Genomic DNA, 18,270 nt, shown 5'->3' on the forward strand with positions numbered 1-18,270 from the left:
ATATCTTTTTAATTATTAGTTATTTGCGATATTGGTAGTAAAACAACAAAGGTTGTTCCTACATTTTCTTCTGTTTTAAAAGCAATGGTTCCGTTGTAACCTTCTATTATATTTTTAATAATACCAAGCCCCAATCCCATACCAACAGCTTTGGTGCTAAACTTTGGTTCAAAAACGCGGTTTACATATTCTTCAGGAATTCCTTTACCGTTATCTTCAACCTCAATCTTAGCAAATCCATCGGCTGCAGATAGATGTACGTTTACCATTTTAGGTTCGCGATCTTCTGGAATGGCTTGAATGGCATTTTTAACTAAGTTAGTAATTATTCGAATTAATTGCGAACGATCTATTGTTGTTATAATGCTTGCTTCGGTTGATGAAAAAGTAACATAATCTTCATTAAAAATTTCTAAAGCCAATTGTACTACATAAACCACATCTAAAGTTTCGTTTTGTTGCACTGGTAACGATGCAAAGTTAGAAAAAGCAGATGCAACAGCGGTCATGGTATCAATTTGCTGAATTAACGTGTTGGAATAATCTTTTACTTTTTGATAAATATTTGGGTCTTCAGGATTAAATCGGCGTTCAAAGCTTTGTACGGTTAAACGCATGGGCGTTAACGGATTTTTAATTTCGTGTGCTACTTGTTTAGCCATTTCTTGCCAAGCACTATCGCGTTCGGATTGGGCTAAAAGTTCGGCTGAGCGTTCTAATTCACTAACCATTTCGTTGTACGAATCGATCAGCTCGATAATTTCAGAACTTGTATTTAAGGTAGGAAGTTTTTCGTTTTTTTTGTTTAACCACGTTAAACGCAGCTTTTCAGAAATAATTTGTAATGGTTTGGTAATGTAACTGGATAAAATGTACGCAAAAATGATGGTAATGATAAACATTAACAAGTAAACTTGTAGAAAACGAAAAATGAAGTTCTGAATTTCGTTTTTATAATACTGCGTATCTTCTATATAAGGCAAACTTACAATACCTAAAGGTTTAAACTTTCTGTCTTTTAAATAGGTATAAACGGTACGATAACGCTCGCCATCAATCATTTTTAAATCAACAAAGCGCTTATCGCCTGAAGTTTCTAAAACTTTTATAATGGTTGGATTAATGGCTCTAGAAAGCGTGTCAACCGCAAAAACACCACGCGATGAAATGAGTAATTTACCTTGTAAATCGAAAATATTAATTTCGGTTGTATGAATTTTTGCAAGCTCGTTAATTCGGTCTTTAAAAATTAACGGTAAGTTTTTTGAGGTTAACGGATATGTTGTGTTTGCTAATAAATAGTTTATATGCTCGGTTACAGCATTTTCTTTACGTTCTAAACGATCGTTGTGATATACGGGCTTCGTTATTAAATTGGTAAATGGATACAAAACCAATTAATATAGAAGCAATAAAGGTTAGAAATATCATGGCGATAAATATTCTAACCCTTAAAGATCTTTGCGATATTTTTGAACGAATAGGCATGTGCTATTTATTGGCTTTTTCTCGTATTTTTTTATAAAACTTATAGCCCATCATTAATAACATAGAGAAAACAATAATTCCTACTACGCCAAAAATCCAGTTGAAGGCATTTTTTAAAATTACTAAAAAAACAACAGAAAATAATATAATTGTTGCACCTTCATTCAAAATTCTAAAAAACGAATTGGATTTGGTTAGGGTACCATTTTCAACTTGTTTTACAAATTGATGGCATTTAAAATGATACAGCCATAATAAAACAACAAAAAACAGCTTAACGTGCATCCAAGGTTGCTGAAGTAAAATAGGATTTTCAATCAGCATGCTTACTCCAAAAATGGTTGCTAAAATTGCCGCTGGCCAAGTAATAATAAACCACAACCTATTGGTCATTATTTTGTATTGTGCTAATAAAATTTGGCGTGCAGTTTGTTCTTTTAATTGTGCTTCGGCATAATACACAAAAAGCCGAACAATATAAAATAGTCCGGCAAACCAACATACAATAAAAATAATATGTAGTGCTTTTAAATATAAATACATGTTATGTTATTCTTGTTTAGCCCAATCTTTAATCCAATCTGCAACAACTTCGCACCAAGCGCTATCATCGTTTAAACAAGGAATGGTTAAAAATTCTTCACCACCGTTAGATTTAAAATCTTCATCAGCGCGCATAGCAATTTCTTCTAAAGTTTCTAAACAATCGGTAACAAACGCTGGAGTAACTACTGCAATTTTTTTAATTCCTTTTGCAGGCATGTTATCAATTTCAACATCGGTATAAGGTTCTAACCATTTATCACCAGCTAATCGAGATTGAAAAGTAACGGTATATTTATCTTCAGGAATTTGTAGCTGTTCTACCACCAAACGCGTAGTTTCAAAACATTGATGGCGGTAACAAAATTCGTGCGCTTTTGATGCGGTTGCACAACATGATCCGTCAATTTTACAATGCGATTTGGTTACGTCGGTTTTACGAATATGACGTTCTGGAATACCGTGGTAAGAGAAAACCAATTTATCATAATCAAAACCTTCTAAATTATTTTTGATAGAATCTGACAGCACCTTAATATATCCAGGTTTGTTATAAAACGCAGGAAAGTTAGTTAGCTTCATATCTGGGAAAGATTTTTTACGAATTTTCTCAGCCAAAACTTCAATAGTCATGGTAGATGCCATAGCATATTGCGGGTACAAAGGCAACAACAAAACATCGGTTACGCCTTGGTCATGTAATTCTTTTAAACCTTTTTCAATGGTCATGGTTCCGTAACGCATTGCTAAGGCAACAGGCACATCAACCAATGGTTTTACTTTTTCGTGCATTCTTTCAGAAAGAACGATTAAAGGCGAGCCTTCGTCTGTCCATATTTTTTTATAAGCATGAGCAGATTCTTCTGGGCGCTTGCGCAAAATAATTCCTCTAACTAAAAAAGCACGTAATAAAAAAGGAACGTCAATTACATATTTATCCATTAAAAACTCGTCTAAATAAGGCTTAACGTCTTTTGGTTCTGGACTTTCTGGCGATCCTAGATTTACTAATAAAACTCCTTTCATGTTTCTCTTTTTTTACAAAAATACAATTGCGGTTTACATAAACTAAACCTTTTTAATATATTTTATATGTTTTGTTATTGATAAAATTTATGGGTTAACGGCCAATGATAAAACATATTTTTTAGGCGTGGTACCAAACTTTTTTTAAAAGCAGCAATAAAATGGCTTGCGGTGCTGTATCCAACTTTTAAACTTACTTCGTTTACGTTGTAGGAACCCGAATCTAAAAGCTTACGAGCATATTCCATTTTATAATCAAGTAAAAAGCTGTAAACCGAATCACCATAAACTTGTTTAAAGCCCATTTTTAGCTTTTTTAAGGTTAATCCAACCTGATCGGCTAATTCTTGTAACCCCGGCGGTTCGGCCATATTGGCAATAACAATTTCTTTAGCTCTTTTTAATTTAAGCACATTTTCTTCATCAATTAAAAACGGACATTGTTCGTTAGCTGCATCATCAACTTTATTAAAAACTAAACTTAAAAGCTCGAACGCTTTACCTTTATAATATAAATTTTTAATTGATGCGTTTAAGCTGAAATGAAACATTTGATTGAGTACAATGGCCATTGCTGGCGAAATGTTTTCTTCGCTGTAATATTTTTTACCAATATTTTCTTGCATTAAAAACGGAATACCGTGGGTAAAGTTTGAAAACAAATTATGAAACTTGGTAACCGATATTAGTAACGAAACCAACCACGAATTGGGTTTTAGGGTTAAATGCAAGGGCAGTTCTTTTTGCGGATTGTATAAAAGCAAGGTTTTCTCTTCTTTTAAATCCATTTGATAACTGCCTTGGTTAAATAAAAACTTACCCGAACCTTTTAAGAAAAAATGAAACTGAATCATGTTATGATTCACATTTCTTAGTACCGTTTGTTCTTGTTCGGTATCGTTTTGGATGCGCAGTAAAATAAAATCATCATCAATTCTAATCTCTTCAATTAAATTCTCCATAGCAACATGTTTAAAATTTCTGAACTACAATAACGCAAGTTAATAAGGTTTATCTATAATTATATCAATTTTTATTAACCTAAGTTATTGACACAGGCAAAATAATGTATTTATCTTTGCAAATATAATCGAACTTTTAGCGTTATTTTTAAAAACAGCAAAAAAATTATTTATTAAATTTATTTAGATTAATTACAAATAGAAAGCTTTTAAAGCTACTAAACTAGTAGGTTTGTAAAAAAGTAACGCTAAAATGCTAAAAATGACCTAAAAAATCACGCAGCGTTACAAATAGAACTTCTAGCGTTGTTTTATGTAAATTGGTAATAATACTTTTGTATCACATTTTGAATACGTGTTAATAGATGGAACAGAATAACAAATCAAAGCATACTTCTTTTTACGCAGTAGGGTTAAGCTACAAAAAGGCAGATGCAGAGATGCGTGGTAAATTTAGCCTTGACCCGCAAGCAAAACGAAAAGCACTTGAACAAGCTAAAGCAGATGGTATAGAAAGTTTACTCGTAATATCAACTTGTAATAGAACAGAGGTTTATGGATATGCCGAACATCCATTCCAGTTAATAAAATTATTAACGGATAACAGTAACGGTACTTTAGAAGAATTTCAGAACGTAGCTTATGTATTAAAAAACAAAGAAGCTACCAATCACTTATTTAAAGTAGGTACTGGTTTAGACAGCCAAATTTTAGGCGATTTTGAGATTATTTCTCAAGTAAAAAATAGCTTTAACGAAAGTAAAGAATTAGCTTTAACCAATTCGTATTTAGAAAGATTGGCTAACTCAGTTATTCAGGCTTCTAAACGCATTAAAAACGAAACTGAAATTTCATCGGGTGCAACATCTGTATCGTTTGCATCTGTACAATATATTTTTAAAAACGTACCCGATTTAGACAACAAAAAAATATTGTTGTTTGGTACCGGAAAAATTGGACGTAATACGTGTGAAAACTTAGTAAAACACACCAAAAACAACCACATTACTTTAATAAACAGAACGCGAGATAAGGCCGAAAAAATTGCAGGTAAATTTAACTTAACCGTTAAAGATTATGCCGATTTACAGACCGAAATTCAAACAGCCGATGTTTTAGTTGTTGCAACCGGAGCGCAAAACCCAACGGTTGATAAAACTATTTTAAACTTAAAAAAACCACTGTTAATTTTAGATTTATCGATTCCGAAAAACGTAAACGAAAACGTTTTAGACAATCCGTTAGTACAATTGGTGCACATGGATCAATTATCACAAATCACGGACGAAACTTTAGAGAACAGAAAAAAACATATTCCTCACGCCGAAGAAATAATTAGCGAAGTACAACATGAATTTTTAGAATGGACCAAAGCGCGCAAATTTGCCCCAACAATTAACGCGTTAAAAGACAAACTAAATTCAATGAAAGATAGCGAGCTAAACTTTCAGCGTAAAAAACTAAATAATTTTGATGAAGCGCAAGCCGAATTAATAAGCAACCGCATCATTCAAAAAATAACTGCACATTTTGCAAGCCATTTAAAAGACGACAACACATCGGTTGACGAAAGCATTGAATGGATAGAAAAAGTATTTCAAATTGAACCTATAAGAAATGAGTAAAGTAATCCGCATTGGTACTCGAGATAGTGAATTGGCTTTATGGCAAGCACATACTGTACAAAATAAATTAAACGATTTGGGTTATAAAACCGAAATTGTTGCGGTAAAATCTCAAGGCGATATTATTCTTGACAAACCTTTATACGAGCTAGGCATTACTGGCATATTTACCAAAACTTTAGATGTTGCCATGTTAGCTGGCCAAGTTGATATTGCAGTACATTCTATGAAAGATGTACCTACTGCATTACCACAAGGTATTGTTCAGGCAGCAGTTTTAGAACGCGCAAAATCAGTTGATATTTTAGTTCATAAAGGTAATTTAGATTTTTTACAAACTACCGGAACCATTGCTTCGGGCTCATTACGCCGTAAAGCACAATGGTTAAACAAATACCCAACGCATCAGGTTGAAGATTTACGTGGTAACGTAAACACACGCATGCAAAAACTAAAAGATAACGATTGGAACGGTGCTATTTTTGCAGCTGCAGGACTAGAACGCATCAACTTAAAACCAAGCGATTATATTGATTTAGATTGGATGATTCCGGCACCAGCACAGGGAGCTGTAGTTGTTGTTGCTATGCAAGATGATGCCTTTGTTTTAGATGCTTTAGAACAATTAAATCATTTAGAAACAGAAATTGCAACTTATATAGAACGTCAGTTTTTACGTACTTTAGAAGGTGGTTGTAGCGCACCAATTGGCGCATTAGCTAAATACAACGAAAAAGATGATACCATTCATTTTAATGGTGCCTTATATTCTTTAGACGGAAAACAGAAGTTTGAAGTAGAAAAAACAGTTCCGATTGAAGAGTGGAAAAAATTAGGTTTTTTCTGCGCAAAAGAAATTTTAGAAAACGGCGGCGAAGCTTTAATGCAAGAATTACGTGCGCATTTAAAAAAGTAACATGAATAACTGCTGTGTTTTATCGACAAAAAAATTAAAAAGCCATCAAAAGCAATTGTTGTTAGATGCAGGTTTTTCGGTGCTAGAAAATGATTTTATTCAAATTCAAACGTTACCTTTTTCATTACAAACAACACCAAATCTTTTACTTTTTACATCGCAAAATGCGGTACAAAGCGTTACAGCAAACACAAACTTTAATCAACTTAAAGATATTCCAGCAATTTGTGTTGGTTCGGTAACCCGAAAAATGTTAGAAAGTTTAGGTTTTACAGTTTTAGAAACTAAAGAATATGCCAGCGAACTAGCGCCAATTATTCAACAAAAATATACAAACAAGCACATTGCTTTTTTTGCCGGCAATTTAAGACGTGATGTTTTACCAAACGCCATGCAACAAGCAAACATAAAGTACGACGAGTATTTGGTGTATCAAAACTCTGAAAGCAGTTTTAAAATAACAACAGCGCATCAAGCTGTTTTATTTTATAGCCCTTCAGGCGTTAACAGCTATTTAAAACAAAACACCATTACCAACCAAACGTGCTTTTGCATTGGCACAACAACAGCCGATGCCTTACAAGGAATTACCAATAACATTGTAATTGCCCAACACCAAACCATTGATGCGGTAGTTTTACAATGTATAAATTATTATAAAAAATAAAATTCGGCTTGCCGAAAAAACAAATTCAAAACTATGTTAAAAAACGACTTATTTCTGAGAGCTTTAAAAGGAGAATCAGTTGAAAGACCTCCAGTTTGGATGATGCGACAAGCAGGTAGATATTTACCAGAATTTCGCGCAATTCGTGAAAAATACGATTTTTTTACGCGTTGTAGAATGCCCGAAATTGCTGCCGAAATTACGGTTCAACCTATTGATATTGTAGGATCAGATGCTGCTATTTTATTCTCAGATATTCTTGTGGTTCCTCAAGCCATGAATATTGAAGTTTTAATGAAAGAAGACGTTGGGCCGTGGTTACCAAACCCAATACGTAGTGCTGCAGATGTAGACCAGGTTATTATTCCTAATATTGATGAAACATTAGGTTACGTAATGGAAGCTATTAAAATAACCAAAGAAATGTTAGACAACCGCGTGCCATTAATTGGTTTTGCTGGTTCTCCTTGGACAATTTTTTGTTATGCGGTACAAGGACAAGGTTCTAAAAACTTTGACAAAGCAAAAGCTTTTTGTTTTACACAACCAATCGCTGCACATACGTTATTGCAAAAAATTACAGACACAACCATTGCATACTTAAAAGCAAAAGTAAAAGTAGGAGTTGACGCGGTTCAAATTTTTGATTCTTGGGGCGGAATGCTTTCGCCAGCTGATTATCAAGAATTTTCTTGGAAATACATCAACCAAATTGTTGAAGCTTTAGCTGACGAAACTGAAGTTATTGTTTTCGGAAAAGGTTGTTGGTTTGCTTTAGGCGATATGGCACAATCTAGAGCTAAAGCTTTAGGAGTAGATTGGACTTGTTCTCCTAAAAATGCACGTTTATTTGCAGGTAATGATATTACGTTACAAGGAAACTTTGATCCGTCTCGTTTATTATCTCCAATTCCAACCATTAAAAAAATGGTTCATGAAATGATTGATGAATTTGGAAAAGACAAATTAGTAGTAAACCTTGGCCATGGTATTTTACCGAATATTCCGGTAGATCATGCCAAAGCTTTTATAGAAGCTGTTAAAGAATATAAATAATTAAAAAAAAACAGTTTACCTTTACGTAAACTGTTTTTTACATTATACCATGCTCACCAACAAAAAAGACGAAAGCGAACAACGCATTAACGCACTATTACAACGCTTATCGGGTATAACATTTATACCCGAAAATTTTAACGAAGCTTTATTTTGGACAACCTTAGAAGAAGCTGGTTTTAGCAAGCAAGTTGTTTTAGATGCCGATGAAAATGCCTTTTTTCAGCAATTCCTTACGTTAAAATGGCCGTGGGAACAAATAGAAAGTTTTGCCGATATATTAGTAGCGTTAGAAAAAAACACGCCAAATAAATTATTAAAAGAGCGAGCAAAACATTTATATCAATTTATTTTAGATGAAAGCAAGTTGTTTTCTATGACAATTGTTTCTAAAATGGATAAATTATAACAAATAGTACGAATGAAAGATAAGTTTTATCAATATATATTACAATTACAAGACACCATTACTGCTAAGTTAGAAGCTATTGATGGCCAAGCTAAGTTTCAAGAAGATTTATGGGAGCGCCCAGGCGGCGGAGGCGGAAGAACGCGTGTTATTGAAAACGGATCCGTTTTTGAAAAAGGCGGAGTAAATACTTCTGCTGTGCACGGACATTTGCCAGAAACCATGCAAAAAGCATTTAATGTTGGCGATGTAGATTTTTACGCATGCGGTTTAAGTTTGGTTTTACATCCTATAAACCCAATGGTACCAACGGTACATGCCAATTGGCGTTATTTTGAAATGTACGACAAAGCAGGTAATGTTGTTGGTTCTTGGTTTGGTGGCGGACAAGATTTAACTCCATATTATTTATTTGAAGAAGATGCACAACATTTTCATCAAATTTGTAAAAATGCGTGCGATAAACACAATCCGGAATTCTATCCGAAATATAAAAAAGTTTGTGATGAATATTTTTGGAATGCACATCGCAACGAAGCACGAGGAATTGGTGGTTTGTTTTTTGACCATTTAGTAGAAACTGAAACCATGAATATGGAAGCTTGGTACAACTTTGTGATCGAAGTTGGCAATAGTTTCTTAGCATCTTACGTTCCAATTGTTGAGAAAAGAAAAGATTTACCGTACTCGGATGCTAACAGAACATGGCAAGAAATTCGTCGTGGACGTTATGTAGAATTTAATTTAGTACACGACCGCGGAACTATTTTTGGATTAAAAACCAACGGCCGAATTGAATCTATTTTAATGAGCTTACCGCCGCACGTACAATGGGTTTACGACCATCAGCCAGAACCAGGTTCTGAAGAAGAAAAATTGTTAAAAGTTTTAGCCAACCCTAAAGCATGGATAAATTAATTTGGACATTTGTTTTTTTTATTTGCATTGGTAATCAAATAGTTACTGCTCAAAACGATTCAATAAATGAATACAAAATATCTTATGGAGAAAAAATTATTGCAAGCATAAGTTTACAAAGCGATACCGAATCATTTGTTTTAAGTAGTAAAACAGACGGGCAAACTAATGCTATTTCATTTTATCCTAACATAAAACAAAAAATAAACTTTGGTGTTACCTATAAATTAATTGATATTTCGTTTGGTTACACGCCTTGGTTTATGCGTTCTAATTCAGACAAATACAAAACCAGTAATTTTAATTTTGGTACGCGTTTTAATCATAAAAAATGGTACCAATCGGTAAGTTTTGTAAAACAAAAAGGTTTCTTTTCAGACTTTTCGGGTGCTGAAAGTGATTATTTACCTTCTTTCAGATCGATTCGGGTTGGAGGAACAACATCATTTGTATTGAATGATAATTTTTCATTTTTAGCCCTATTCAATCAAAAGGAATGGCAAATAAAAAGTGCCGGAAGTTTTGTTCCAAACTTTTCATTTTATTATACAAGTTTCGAAAATAAAGATGATAAGTCAGATTTTAATTTAGAGCTTTTTAGTTTTGCCATAACCCCATCTTATTATTATACTTGGGTAATTAACAGAAAGGTGTTTTTATCTGGTGGTTTAGGCGTTGGCGCAGGTTTAGATGTACATAACAAAAAAACCTCAGCATTAGGTCAGATAACTTTTAATTCAAAATTAGGGTATAATACAACTGCGTTTTATAGCTATTTAGAAATAAATAACACTAACTTTCTGTTTAACGAAAACAGAACGCAAGTAGATCAAACTGCTTTGAAAGGTTTAATAACCGTTGGTTTTAGATTTGATCCGCCAAAAATTGTAAAAAACACGTACAACGAAGAATTAAGAAAAGTTAACAAAGAGTTGAATAAAGAAGTAAAAAAAATTGAGCATGAATAAACTTATTGCTACAATAAGTTTATATTTTTTTTGCCACATTTGCATGGCACAGCAAGACACGGCTCAAACTTACATAACAACTTTTAAAGAAAAACTGGTAACAAGTATTTCGGTAGAATCAAATAACGATTCTTTTTACATTTCGTATAAAGATGATGCAGCTACCGATGCTTCTCGAATCAAATTTTCACCCAATTCGCAAATGCGATTAGTTGGCAATGTTAGTTATAAGATTTTAAATTTTTCGTTCGGTTTTACACCGAGTTTTTTAAAAACAAATAAAGAACTTGAAAGCTCAAAAGATATTCGGTTTAGTACGCGATTTTCTTTTAAAAAATGGCAACAATCTATAACTATTATAAAGCAGAAGGGGTTTTTACTAGATTTTAAAGATCCGAGTAAATATTTTTTTCCGGAATTGCAATCATTAAAAATTGGCAGAACAACATCGTATGTTTTTAACGATAAATTTTCGTACAAAACGTTATTTAATTATAACGAATGGCAAAAAAAAAGTGCAGGAAGTTTTATTGCTAATCTTGCCATTTATTATACCAACCTAAAATCGTATGATAGCAATAATCCGATAAATTCTGAAATATATAGCGCTACAATTTCACCAGCTTATTACTACAATTTAGTTATAAACAAACGTTTTTTAATAGGCGGAGGAGCAAGCTTAGGAGCTGGTTTAACCAGTATGGATGGAGAAGTAAATGTACTTTCTGAATTATCTATGAATGCTAAAATGGGATACAATCATAAAAACTTTTTTAGTTTTTTTAGCTATTCAGGAACATCATTTTTTTTAAATCATACCAACGAAAGTTATAATAATTCTTTCGAATTTTTAAAACTAGAAATTGGTTATCGATTTGATCCTCCAAAAAAATTAAAAAAAATATATCATAAAATACTATAATTAAAAACTCAGAATATGTTTCCATTACACCGAGGTAGAAGATTAAGACAAAACGAATCTATTAGAAGTTTAGTTCGAGAAACCAGCTTAAGTCCGGCAGATTTTATGTTCCCAATGTTTATTGTTGAGGGCGAAAATCAGGAAATAGAAATTCCGTCAATGCCAGGCATTTACCGTCGCTCTGTAGATTTAACGGTGAAAGAAGTTAAAGAATTATTCGACTTAGGTATTCGTGCCGTAAACATTTATGTAAAAGTAAGCGACGATTTAAAAGATAATACAGGTAAAGAAGCATGGAATGCTGATGGATTAATGCAACGCGCTATTCGCGCCATTAAAGCAGCCGTACCAGAAATGATTATAATGCCCGATGTAGCTTTAGATCCGTATTCTATGTACGGGCACGACGGGATTATTAAAAATGGAGAAGTAGAAAATGATTCAACAGTTGATGCATTAGTAAAAATGGCAGTTTCTCATGCCCAGGCAGGTGCCGATTTTGTTGCACCGTCAGATATGATGGACGGACGTATTTTACGCATGCGCGAAGGTTTAGATGCTGCCGGATTTAGTAACGTTGGCATTATGAGTTATTCAGCCAAATACGCATCTGCTTTTTACGGACCTTTCCGCGATGCGTTAGATTCTGCACCTAGACAAACAACAGAAGTTGTTCCTACCGATAAAAAAACCTATCAAATGGATTATGCTAACCGCATCGAAGCGATTAAAGAAGCTATTTGGGATGTTGAAGAAGGAGCAGATATGGTAATGGTAAAACCAGGAACCGCATATTTAGATATTGTTCGTGAAGTAAAAGACAATGTTGATGTGCCAGTTGCTGTATATCACGTTTCGGGCGAATATGCCATGATTAAAGCCGCTGCCGAAAAAGGTTGGTTGGATCATGACAAGATTATGATGGAGCAATTAATGTGCATCAAACGTGCAGGTGCAAGTTTAATTTCTACTTATTTTGCTAAAGAAGCAGCAATTTTATTAAACCAAAAATAACATGAAAAAGTTTTTAGTATTCGGAATTCTTGCATTAGCAGTAGTTTCTTGCGGAAAAACAAAAGAAACGGTAGAAGTTACCCCTACTAATTTATCAGAGAAAGAACAGCAATTAGCTTTAGGTAAAAAAATATTTGACGGAAAAGGCGCTTGCGCATCATGTCATTTACCAGAACGTAAAGCCATTGGGCCAAGCATTAAAGAAATTGCTGAAATTTATCGCGCTCAAAACGGAGATATGAAAGCCTTTTTATTAGAAAAAGCAGAACCTATTGTAGATCCGACACAATATGTAACCATGAAAACCAACTTTGTAATCACTAAAAGATTACCAGAAAATGAGTTAGAAGCTGTTATTGCTTATATGGAAAGCTTTTAAAAAAATCGCTCTTACATAGGTAAGGGCGTTTTTTTTTAATTCAACTTAAAAATAAAAATTGTAATTTAGAAGTTATTACATTATAAACAAACGTAAACATAAGCCAATCAGTCAACTATATATCCAAAATTAACTCAACAACAAGCTAAAATGGTAAAAAAGTCCGTAATATTTATATTTGCTTGCATAGCAGCTTTAGTAATTATTCTGTTTTTAACAAACACCAATTATTTGCTTAAAGCCGTTAGAACCATTTATTTAAACGGACACAAAACGGCATTTTTAGACGATTATAATTATTTTGATACCCGAAAAGTTAACATCGGCGAAGCCCAACCTTGGCCCTTAGCAGTTGATTACAACACCATAAACGAAACACCAACTTTACAAAAAACAAATAAAGAACTGCAAACCATTGCGTATTTAATTATAAAAAACGATAGCATTTGGTACGAATCTTACTTTGATGGTTATAATGAAAATTCTTTAACCAACTCATTTTCAATAGCGAAAAGTATAACATCGGCAGCATTGGGAAAAGCGATAGAAGAAGGATATATAAAAAGTTTAGATCAAAAAGTAATCGAATTTTTACCTCAACTTTCGGGTCCTTATGCGGCAGAAGTTACGGTGGGTGATTTATCTAGCATGAGCTCCGGTTTAAAATGGGATGAGCGTTATGCAGCGCCAACTTCGGTCACAACAAAAGCATATTTTTATAATGATTTAGAAGAAATGATGCTAGAAATTCCTATTGAGACGCAGCCGGGCCAAAAGTTTGAATACCAAAGCGGAGATACGCAACTTTTAGCCATGGTGCTAGAAAAAGCTACCGGTAAAAAGCTTTCTGATTATGTTTCAGAAAAATTTTGGCAACCAATGGGAGCAGAAAATGTAGCATATTGGCAAGTAGATTCTAAAAAAAATGGATTAGAAAAAGCATATTGTTGTTTTACCTCAAACGCACGCGATTTTGCTCGTTTTGGTAAACTATTTAAAAATAAAGGCAATTGGAATGGGCAACAACTTATTGATAGCAACTTTGTAAAACTTTCTACAACCCCAAAGTTTACAGAATCTCCAGAATATGGTTACGGATGGTGGTTGCATCATTATTTAAATAAACCCATGTATTATATGCGGGCATTTAGGCCAATTTGTAATTGTTATTCCAGACGAAGATTTGGTAATTGTGCGTTTAGGCCATTTAAAAGGCGAACAAACCGATGCCGATCCGCATAGCAATGATTTTTATGTATATGTAAACGAAGCGTTAGAAATGCTAAAAAAACGAAACACAATTTATGATCAATAAAATAAGGCTTCAAAATATTTTATTTTTAGATATTGAAACCGTTCCGGAATTTGAAAACTTTACAGATTTAGATACCGAAACGCAAAACCTATTCGAAGTTAAAACAGCTTATCAACGAAAAGATGAAATTCCTGCAAATGAATTTTACGAACGTGCGGGCATTTGGGCTGAATTTGGAAAAATAATTTGTATTTCGGTAGGTTATTTTAACATACAAAATCAAAAAAGAGAATTCCGTATCAAAAGCTTTAGCGGTAATGAAACAAAAATTCTACAAGATTTTTATAATCTACTACAAAACCATTTCAACGAACCGCAACATATTTTGTGTGGCCACAATGCCAAAGAATTTGATATTCCCTTTTTAGGCAGAAGGTATTTAATTAACCATATCAATTTACCAGACAAACTTAATTTAATGGGTAAAAAACCTTGGGAAGTACCTATTTTAGATACGTTAGAAATGTGGAAATTTGGCGATTACAAACATTTTACTTCCTTAAAACTTTTAACACACGTTTTAGGTATTCCATCTCCTAAAGATGATATTGATGGTAGTCAAGTAGCAAATGTATATTATCAGGAAAAATATATAGATCGAATTGTACGGTATTGTGAAAAAGATGTAATTGCAACCGCTCAGGTTATGTTAAGGTTAAGAAATGAACCGTTATTGACTGAAAATGAGGTTGAAATAAAATAATTACATGAAATCGTAAAAAAAGTTTGGTCAAACCAAATAAATTGCGCAATTTTGAGTTATAGATATATAAGAACAAAGAAAAAAATTATGTTATCAATTATTTGTACATATCATTCCTTAAAACAAATGTGTAAATCACATTCGGTTTCGGCTTTGTATATCGTATAATTTTTTTATAACATATTCATATCATATATAAAGCCTCGTCAATATTTTGTCGAGGTTTTTTGTAAAATAAAATATTAAAATGAAAAATCAATCGGTTCAACATACATCAATTATGTGCATTAAATCGTGGATGTTATTACATCCGCTACGGGACCTATTGAATTAAATCTGTGTATATTAGTTGTTATAGATATTTTTTTTAAGGTCCCATAGGCAAACGCTTGTGGGACTTTTTTGTTACAAATGAGATTAAAACATAAAGTTTTATTACTATAAAGAAGAAGAAAAAGAAGTAGAAATTTTAAACCCTTTAAAAATGAGTAGACAAGTCGTAAATGTATTAGGATTTTCGAGTAACGAAAACCAATTCGTAGTAAAATCACAAAACTTTTCTGTGAAAATTAGCAATCAGATTACGAATTCTGATTTAGAAACCCCAAACCCTTTGGAGTTTTTATTATCCGGAATTGCAGGAAGTATTAATGCTACAGGTCAAATTGTTGCTAAGGAATTAAACATGGAGCTCAAATCTATTCAGGTTGAAATTTCTGGTGAAATTGAATCTAAAAAGTTTGAAGGAGAAAAAACCAGATCTCGTGCAGGTTTACGTGGTATAGAAGTCGTCATAAAACCTACTTCTAACGCTTCTTTAACTCATTTAAAACAGTGGATGGATATCGTAAAAGAAAGATGCCCTGTATATGATAATTTAATAAATAATACCCCGGTTAATATATCGTTAGTTAAAGATTTTTTACAAAAAAATGTTGCGTAGTAAAACACGCCCTTGTCATTTAAGTATTTTGTAAATGTTTGTTTGTTTAGTTTGTAAACCTCTTCTTAGTTAGAAGAGGTTTTTTTATGTTATATTTGGTTATACAATATAAATTATGGTAACAAAGCCCTGTTTACTTCGCTATCAAAACGTTTCTATTTCTTTTAAAAATAATAAGGAATGGAAAAAAGTACTGTTTGACATAAGCTTTGACGTTTACGAAAATGAAATTTTAGGCATTGTGGGCGAATCGGGTTCGGGCAAATCAATCACCTCATTAGCAGCTTTAGGTTTATTGCCTAAAAATAATACAGAAATTGATGGAGAAATCATTTTTGAAAATCAAAACATAAACGCATTTTCAGAAAAAAAATGGCAACAAATACGTGGTAACGAAATTGCCATGATTTTTCAGGAACCTATGAGTTCTTTAAACCCTGCGATTCGATGTGGTGAACAAGTTGCCGAAGTTTTACGCATCCATACGCAATTAGCAGAAAAAGAAATAAAACAACAGGTTTTACAACTGTTTCAACAAGTAAAATTACCCGATCCAGAACTAATTTTTAGCAAATACCGCATCAAATATCGGGTGGCCAAAAGCAACGCGTTATGATTGCTATGGCCATTGCATGCAAACCCAAATTATTAATTGCTGACGAACCTACAACTGCGCTTGATGTTACAGTACAAAAAGAGATTATTGCTTTATTAAAAGATTTACAAAAGCAAACCAGCATGTCAATCGTATTTATAACGCACGATTTGGCATTAATTTCCGAAATAGCCGATCGTGTTTTAGTTATGTTTCGTGGCAAATTAATAGAGCAAGGCACGGCTCAACAAATTTTTAATCAACCGCAAGAAACCTATACGCAAGCCTTAATTGCTTCGCGCCCCGATTTAAACATCCGTTTAAAACGTTTACCAACCATTCAAGATTTTTTAAACAAATCTGTAGCAGCTGTAGAAATAACGCCTGAGATGCGAAAAAAACAGCATGAAACGCTATACAAGCAACAACCGTTGCTAGAAATAATCAATCTAGAAAAAGAATATTTTAATTCGGTGGGCATTTTAGGTAAAAAACAAAGTTTTAAAGCGGTAAACAACGTATCGTTTAAAATTTACGAAGGCGAAACCGTTGGTTTGGTGGGTGAATCAGGCTGTGGCAAATCTACCTTAGGTAATGCTATTTTACAATTAGATAAAGCAACAGCCGGGACCATTTTATACAAAGGAAAAGATATTACGCATTGCTCTAAGTCAGAATTAAAAGCGCTGCGCAAAGAAATTCAGATTATTTTTCAAGATCCGTATTCATCACTTAATCCGCGCATTCCGATTGGAAAAGCCATTATGGAACCCATGCAAGTTCATAAATTGTATAAGAATGATGCTGAACGCAAACAAAAAACAATCGAAATTTTAGAGCGCGTAGGGCTAGGAGCCGAACATTTTGACCGTTATCCGCACGAATTTTCGGGCGGTCAGCGCCAGCGCATTGGCATTGCTCGTACCATTGCTTTACAACCTAAAGTTATTGTTTGCGACGAATCGGTTTCGGCCTTAGATATTTCAGTTCAAGCGCAAGTTTTAAACTTGTTAAACGAGTTAAAAGAGAATTTTGGTTTTACCTATCTTTTTATTTCGCATGATTTAGCCGTAGTAAAATACTTTTCTGATCAAGTTTTGGTTATGAATAAAGGACAAATTGAAGAAATGGCAGAAGCCGATGTTATTTATGCCGAACCTAAAACAGCGTACACAAAAAAATTAATTCAGGCCATTCCCAAAGGGCTAAAAAAAAAACCTAAAAAGAATAATCCAGTATGGTGATGAAAAAAAGCAACAACAGCCTGCTTGACCGTTTAAACGAACCACAAATATTATTTACCATTTTGTACGTGGTTGCTATTGCTATTGGCATGATTTTTAACTTTGCAAAATACAAAGCTTTTCATGTTAATATATTTGATTACTGCGATATAACCGATTTTATTTTGTTTCCGTTCAGTGATTTTAAAATTATTTTATTCACCCTTGTTATCGCCATATTATGTCTGATTTTGTACTACGTAGATTTAAGGTTGCGCGATTATTTTCCGAACTTTTTTAAAAAAAGCTTTGTAAGCCAAGCGCAATACAAAACCATAAGTTTTTGCATTAGCATTTGCATGTTTGTGCTATTTATTTTTATTGTTTCGCAGAAATACAGTAAAAATTTTTACAATAATATAGAATTAGCTGAAGATTTAACAATTTATACCAAGACCGAAACGTTTAAAGGTAAATACATTGGCAAAACCAGCGATGTGTTGTTTATGTACCAAAACAGAGAGCTAAAAATTTTTCCAATAACCTCAAACATTACCTATTACGAAATAAATTAAAATCAGTCTAAATTAGTTGGTGT

Annotated in this window: 15 protein-coding genes and 4 pseudogenes; 15 read left to right on the forward strand and 4 right to left on the reverse strand. The window is 33.2% G+C overall.

All coding sequences use genetic code 11. The features are described from left to right. Positions 1–8: 8 nt before the first annotated feature. The 4 genes and pseudogenes from K5I29_RS10510 to K5I29_RS10525 all read right to left on the reverse strand — a co-directional run bounded on the left by K5I29_RS10510 (position 9) and on the right by K5I29_RS10525 (position 4,019). Positions 9–1,431: pseudogene (locus K5I29_RS10510) on the reverse strand (sensor histidine kinase). 60 nt (positions 1,432–1,491) lie between these two features. Further along, positions 1,492–2,031, reverse strand: a complete 540-nt coding sequence (locus K5I29_RS10515; RefSeq protein WP_264433168.1) for a CopD family protein — start codon at positions 2,029–2,031, stop codon at positions 1,492–1,494. A gap of 6 nt (positions 2,032–2,037) precedes the next feature. Continuing rightward, positions 2,038–3,057, reverse strand: a complete 1,020-nt coding sequence (gene hemH / locus K5I29_RS10520; protein WP_264433170.1) for a ferrochelatase — start codon at positions 3,055–3,057, stop codon at positions 2,038–2,040. Positions 3,058–3,144: 87 nt separating this feature from the next. Next, positions 3,145–4,019, reverse strand: a pseudogene (locus K5I29_RS10525) (helix-turn-helix transcriptional regulator). Positions 4,020–4,384: 365 nt separating this feature from the next. Between K5I29_RS10525 and hemA the strand changes: the two are divergent. The 15 genes and pseudogenes from hemA to K5I29_RS10600 all read left to right on the forward strand — a co-directional run bounded on the left by hemA (position 4,385) and on the right by K5I29_RS10600 (position 18,247). Further along, positions 4,385–5,644 carry a glutamyl-tRNA reductase gene (gene hemA, locus K5I29_RS10530; RefSeq protein WP_264433171.1) on the forward strand — a complete coding sequence of 420 codons (1,260 nt, stop codon included), beginning with the start codon at positions 4,385–4,387 and terminating at the stop codon, positions 5,642–5,644. After that, the gene (hemC, locus tag K5I29_RS10535; protein ID WP_264433173.1) at positions 5,637–6,560 is read left to right on the forward strand and encodes a hydroxymethylbilane synthase; all 924 of its coding nucleotides are present in this window, start codon (positions 5,637–5,639) and stop codon (positions 6,558–6,560) included. The genes hemA and hemC overlap by 8 nt, the downstream gene beginning before the upstream one ends. Position 6,561: 1 nt before the next feature. Further along, positions 6,562–7,227, forward strand: a complete 666-nt coding sequence (locus K5I29_RS10540) for a uroporphyrinogen-III synthase (RefSeq protein WP_264433175.1) — start codon at positions 6,562–6,564, stop codon at positions 7,225–7,227. A gap of 33 nt (positions 7,228–7,260) precedes the next feature. Further along, positions 7,261–8,283: a uroporphyrinogen decarboxylase gene (hemE, locus tag K5I29_RS10545; protein ID WP_264433176.1), complete on the forward strand. Its 1,023-nt coding sequence runs from the start codon at positions 7,261–7,263 to the stop codon at positions 8,281–8,283. A gap of 49 nt (positions 8,284–8,332) precedes the next feature. After that, positions 8,333–8,692, forward strand: a complete 360-nt coding sequence (locus K5I29_RS10550; RefSeq protein WP_264433178.1) for a hypothetical protein — start codon at positions 8,333–8,335, stop codon at positions 8,690–8,692. 12 nt (positions 8,693–8,704) lie between these two features. Then, positions 8,705–9,610: an oxygen-dependent coproporphyrinogen oxidase gene (gene hemF, locus K5I29_RS10555; RefSeq protein WP_264433179.1), complete on the forward strand. Its 906-nt coding sequence runs from the start codon at positions 8,705–8,707 to the stop codon at positions 9,608–9,610. Further along, the gene (locus K5I29_RS10560; RefSeq protein WP_264433181.1) at positions 9,598–10,578 is read left to right on the forward strand and encodes a DUF4421 domain-containing protein; all 981 of its coding nucleotides are present in this window, start codon (positions 9,598–9,600) and stop codon (positions 10,576–10,578) included. Before hemF ends, K5I29_RS10560 begins: the two co-directional genes overlap by 13 nt. After that, entirely contained in the window at positions 10,571–11,500 is a 930-nt protein-coding gene (locus K5I29_RS10565; RefSeq protein WP_264433182.1) for a DUF4421 domain-containing protein, read from the forward strand. The genes K5I29_RS10560 and K5I29_RS10565 overlap by 8 nt, the downstream gene beginning before the upstream one ends. A gap of 15 nt (positions 11,501–11,515) precedes the next feature. Beyond that, the gene (gene hemB / locus K5I29_RS10570) at positions 11,516–12,514 is read left to right on the forward strand and encodes a porphobilinogen synthase (RefSeq protein ID WP_264433184.1); all 999 of its coding nucleotides are present in this window, start codon (positions 11,516–11,518) and stop codon (positions 12,512–12,514) included. 1 nt (position 12,515) lies between these two features. After that, positions 12,516–12,893, forward strand: a complete 378-nt coding sequence (locus K5I29_RS10575; RefSeq protein ID WP_264433185.1) for a c-type cytochrome — start codon at positions 12,516–12,518, stop codon at positions 12,891–12,893. Between the two features lie 150 nt (positions 12,894–13,043). Further along, positions 13,044–14,208, forward strand: a pseudogene (locus tag K5I29_RS10580) (serine hydrolase domain-containing protein). Next, the gene (locus K5I29_RS10585) at positions 14,198–14,911 is read left to right on the forward strand and encodes a 3'-5' exonuclease (protein WP_264433187.1); all 714 of its coding nucleotides are present in this window, start codon (positions 14,198–14,200) and stop codon (positions 14,909–14,911) included. Before K5I29_RS10580 ends, K5I29_RS10585 begins: the two are co-directional and overlap by 11 nt. Positions 14,912–15,395: 484 nt before the next feature. Further along, positions 15,396–15,854 (forward strand): OsmC family protein, encoded by a 459-nt coding sequence (locus K5I29_RS10590; protein ID WP_264433188.1) that lies wholly within the window; start codon positions 15,396–15,398, stop codon positions 15,852–15,854. Positions 15,855–15,969: 115 nt separating this feature from the next. Next, positions 15,970–17,693: pseudogene (locus K5I29_RS10595) on the forward strand (ABC transporter ATP-binding protein). Continuing rightward, positions 17,687–18,247: a hypothetical protein gene (locus K5I29_RS10600; RefSeq protein WP_264433190.1), complete on the forward strand. Its 561-nt coding sequence runs from the start codon at positions 17,687–17,689 to the stop codon at positions 18,245–18,247. Before K5I29_RS10595 ends, K5I29_RS10600 begins: the two are co-directional and overlap by 7 nt. Positions 18,248–18,270 lie beyond the last annotated feature (23 nt).

The sequence above is a fragment of the Flavobacterium agricola genome, from assembly GCF_025919725.1.
Lineage (GTDB): Bacteria > Bacteroidota > Bacteroidia > Flavobacteriales > Flavobacteriaceae > Flavobacterium > Flavobacterium agricola.

Coding starts and splice junctions, on each gene's coding strand:
- K5I29_RS10515 (WP_264433168.1), bottom strand. CDS start 2,031: ATGTATTTATATTTAAAAGCACTACATATTATTTTTATTGTATGTTGG.
- hemH (WP_264433170.1), bottom strand. CDS start 3,057: ATGAAAGGAGTTTTATTAGTAAATCTAGGATCGCCAGAAAGTCCAGAA.
- hemA (WP_264433171.1), top strand. CDS start 4,385: ATGGAACAGAATAACAAATCAAAGCATACTTCTTTTTACGCAGTAGGG.
- hemC (WP_264433173.1), top strand. CDS start 5,637: ATGAGTAAAGTAATCCGCATTGGTACTCGAGATAGTGAATTGGCTTTA.
- K5I29_RS10540 (WP_264433175.1), top strand. CDS start 6,562: ATGAATAACTGCTGTGTTTTATCGACAAAAAAATTAAAAAGCCATCAA.
- hemE (WP_264433176.1), top strand. CDS start 7,261: ATGTTAAAAAACGACTTATTTCTGAGAGCTTTAAAAGGAGAATCAGTT.
- K5I29_RS10550 (WP_264433178.1), top strand. CDS start 8,333: ATGCTCACCAACAAAAAAGACGAAAGCGAACAACGCATTAACGCACTA.
- hemF (WP_264433179.1), top strand. CDS start 8,705: ATGAAAGATAAGTTTTATCAATATATATTACAATTACAAGACACCATT.
- K5I29_RS10560 (WP_264433181.1), top strand. CDS start 9,598: ATGGATAAATTAATTTGGACATTTGTTTTTTTTATTTGCATTGGTAAT.
- K5I29_RS10565 (WP_264433182.1), top strand. CDS start 10,571: ATGAATAAACTTATTGCTACAATAAGTTTATATTTTTTTTGCCACATT.
- hemB (WP_264433184.1), top strand. CDS start 11,516: ATGTTTCCATTACACCGAGGTAGAAGATTAAGACAAAACGAATCTATT.
- K5I29_RS10575 (WP_264433185.1), top strand. CDS start 12,516: ATGAAAAAGTTTTTAGTATTCGGAATTCTTGCATTAGCAGTAGTTTCT.
- K5I29_RS10585 (WP_264433187.1), top strand. CDS start 14,198: ATGATCAATAAAATAAGGCTTCAAAATATTTTATTTTTAGATATTGAA.
- K5I29_RS10590 (WP_264433188.1), top strand. CDS start 15,396: ATGAGTAGACAAGTCGTAAATGTATTAGGATTTTCGAGTAACGAAAAC.
- K5I29_RS10600 (WP_264433190.1), top strand. CDS start 17,687: ATGGTGATGAAAAAAAGCAACAACAGCCTGCTTGACCGTTTAAACGAA.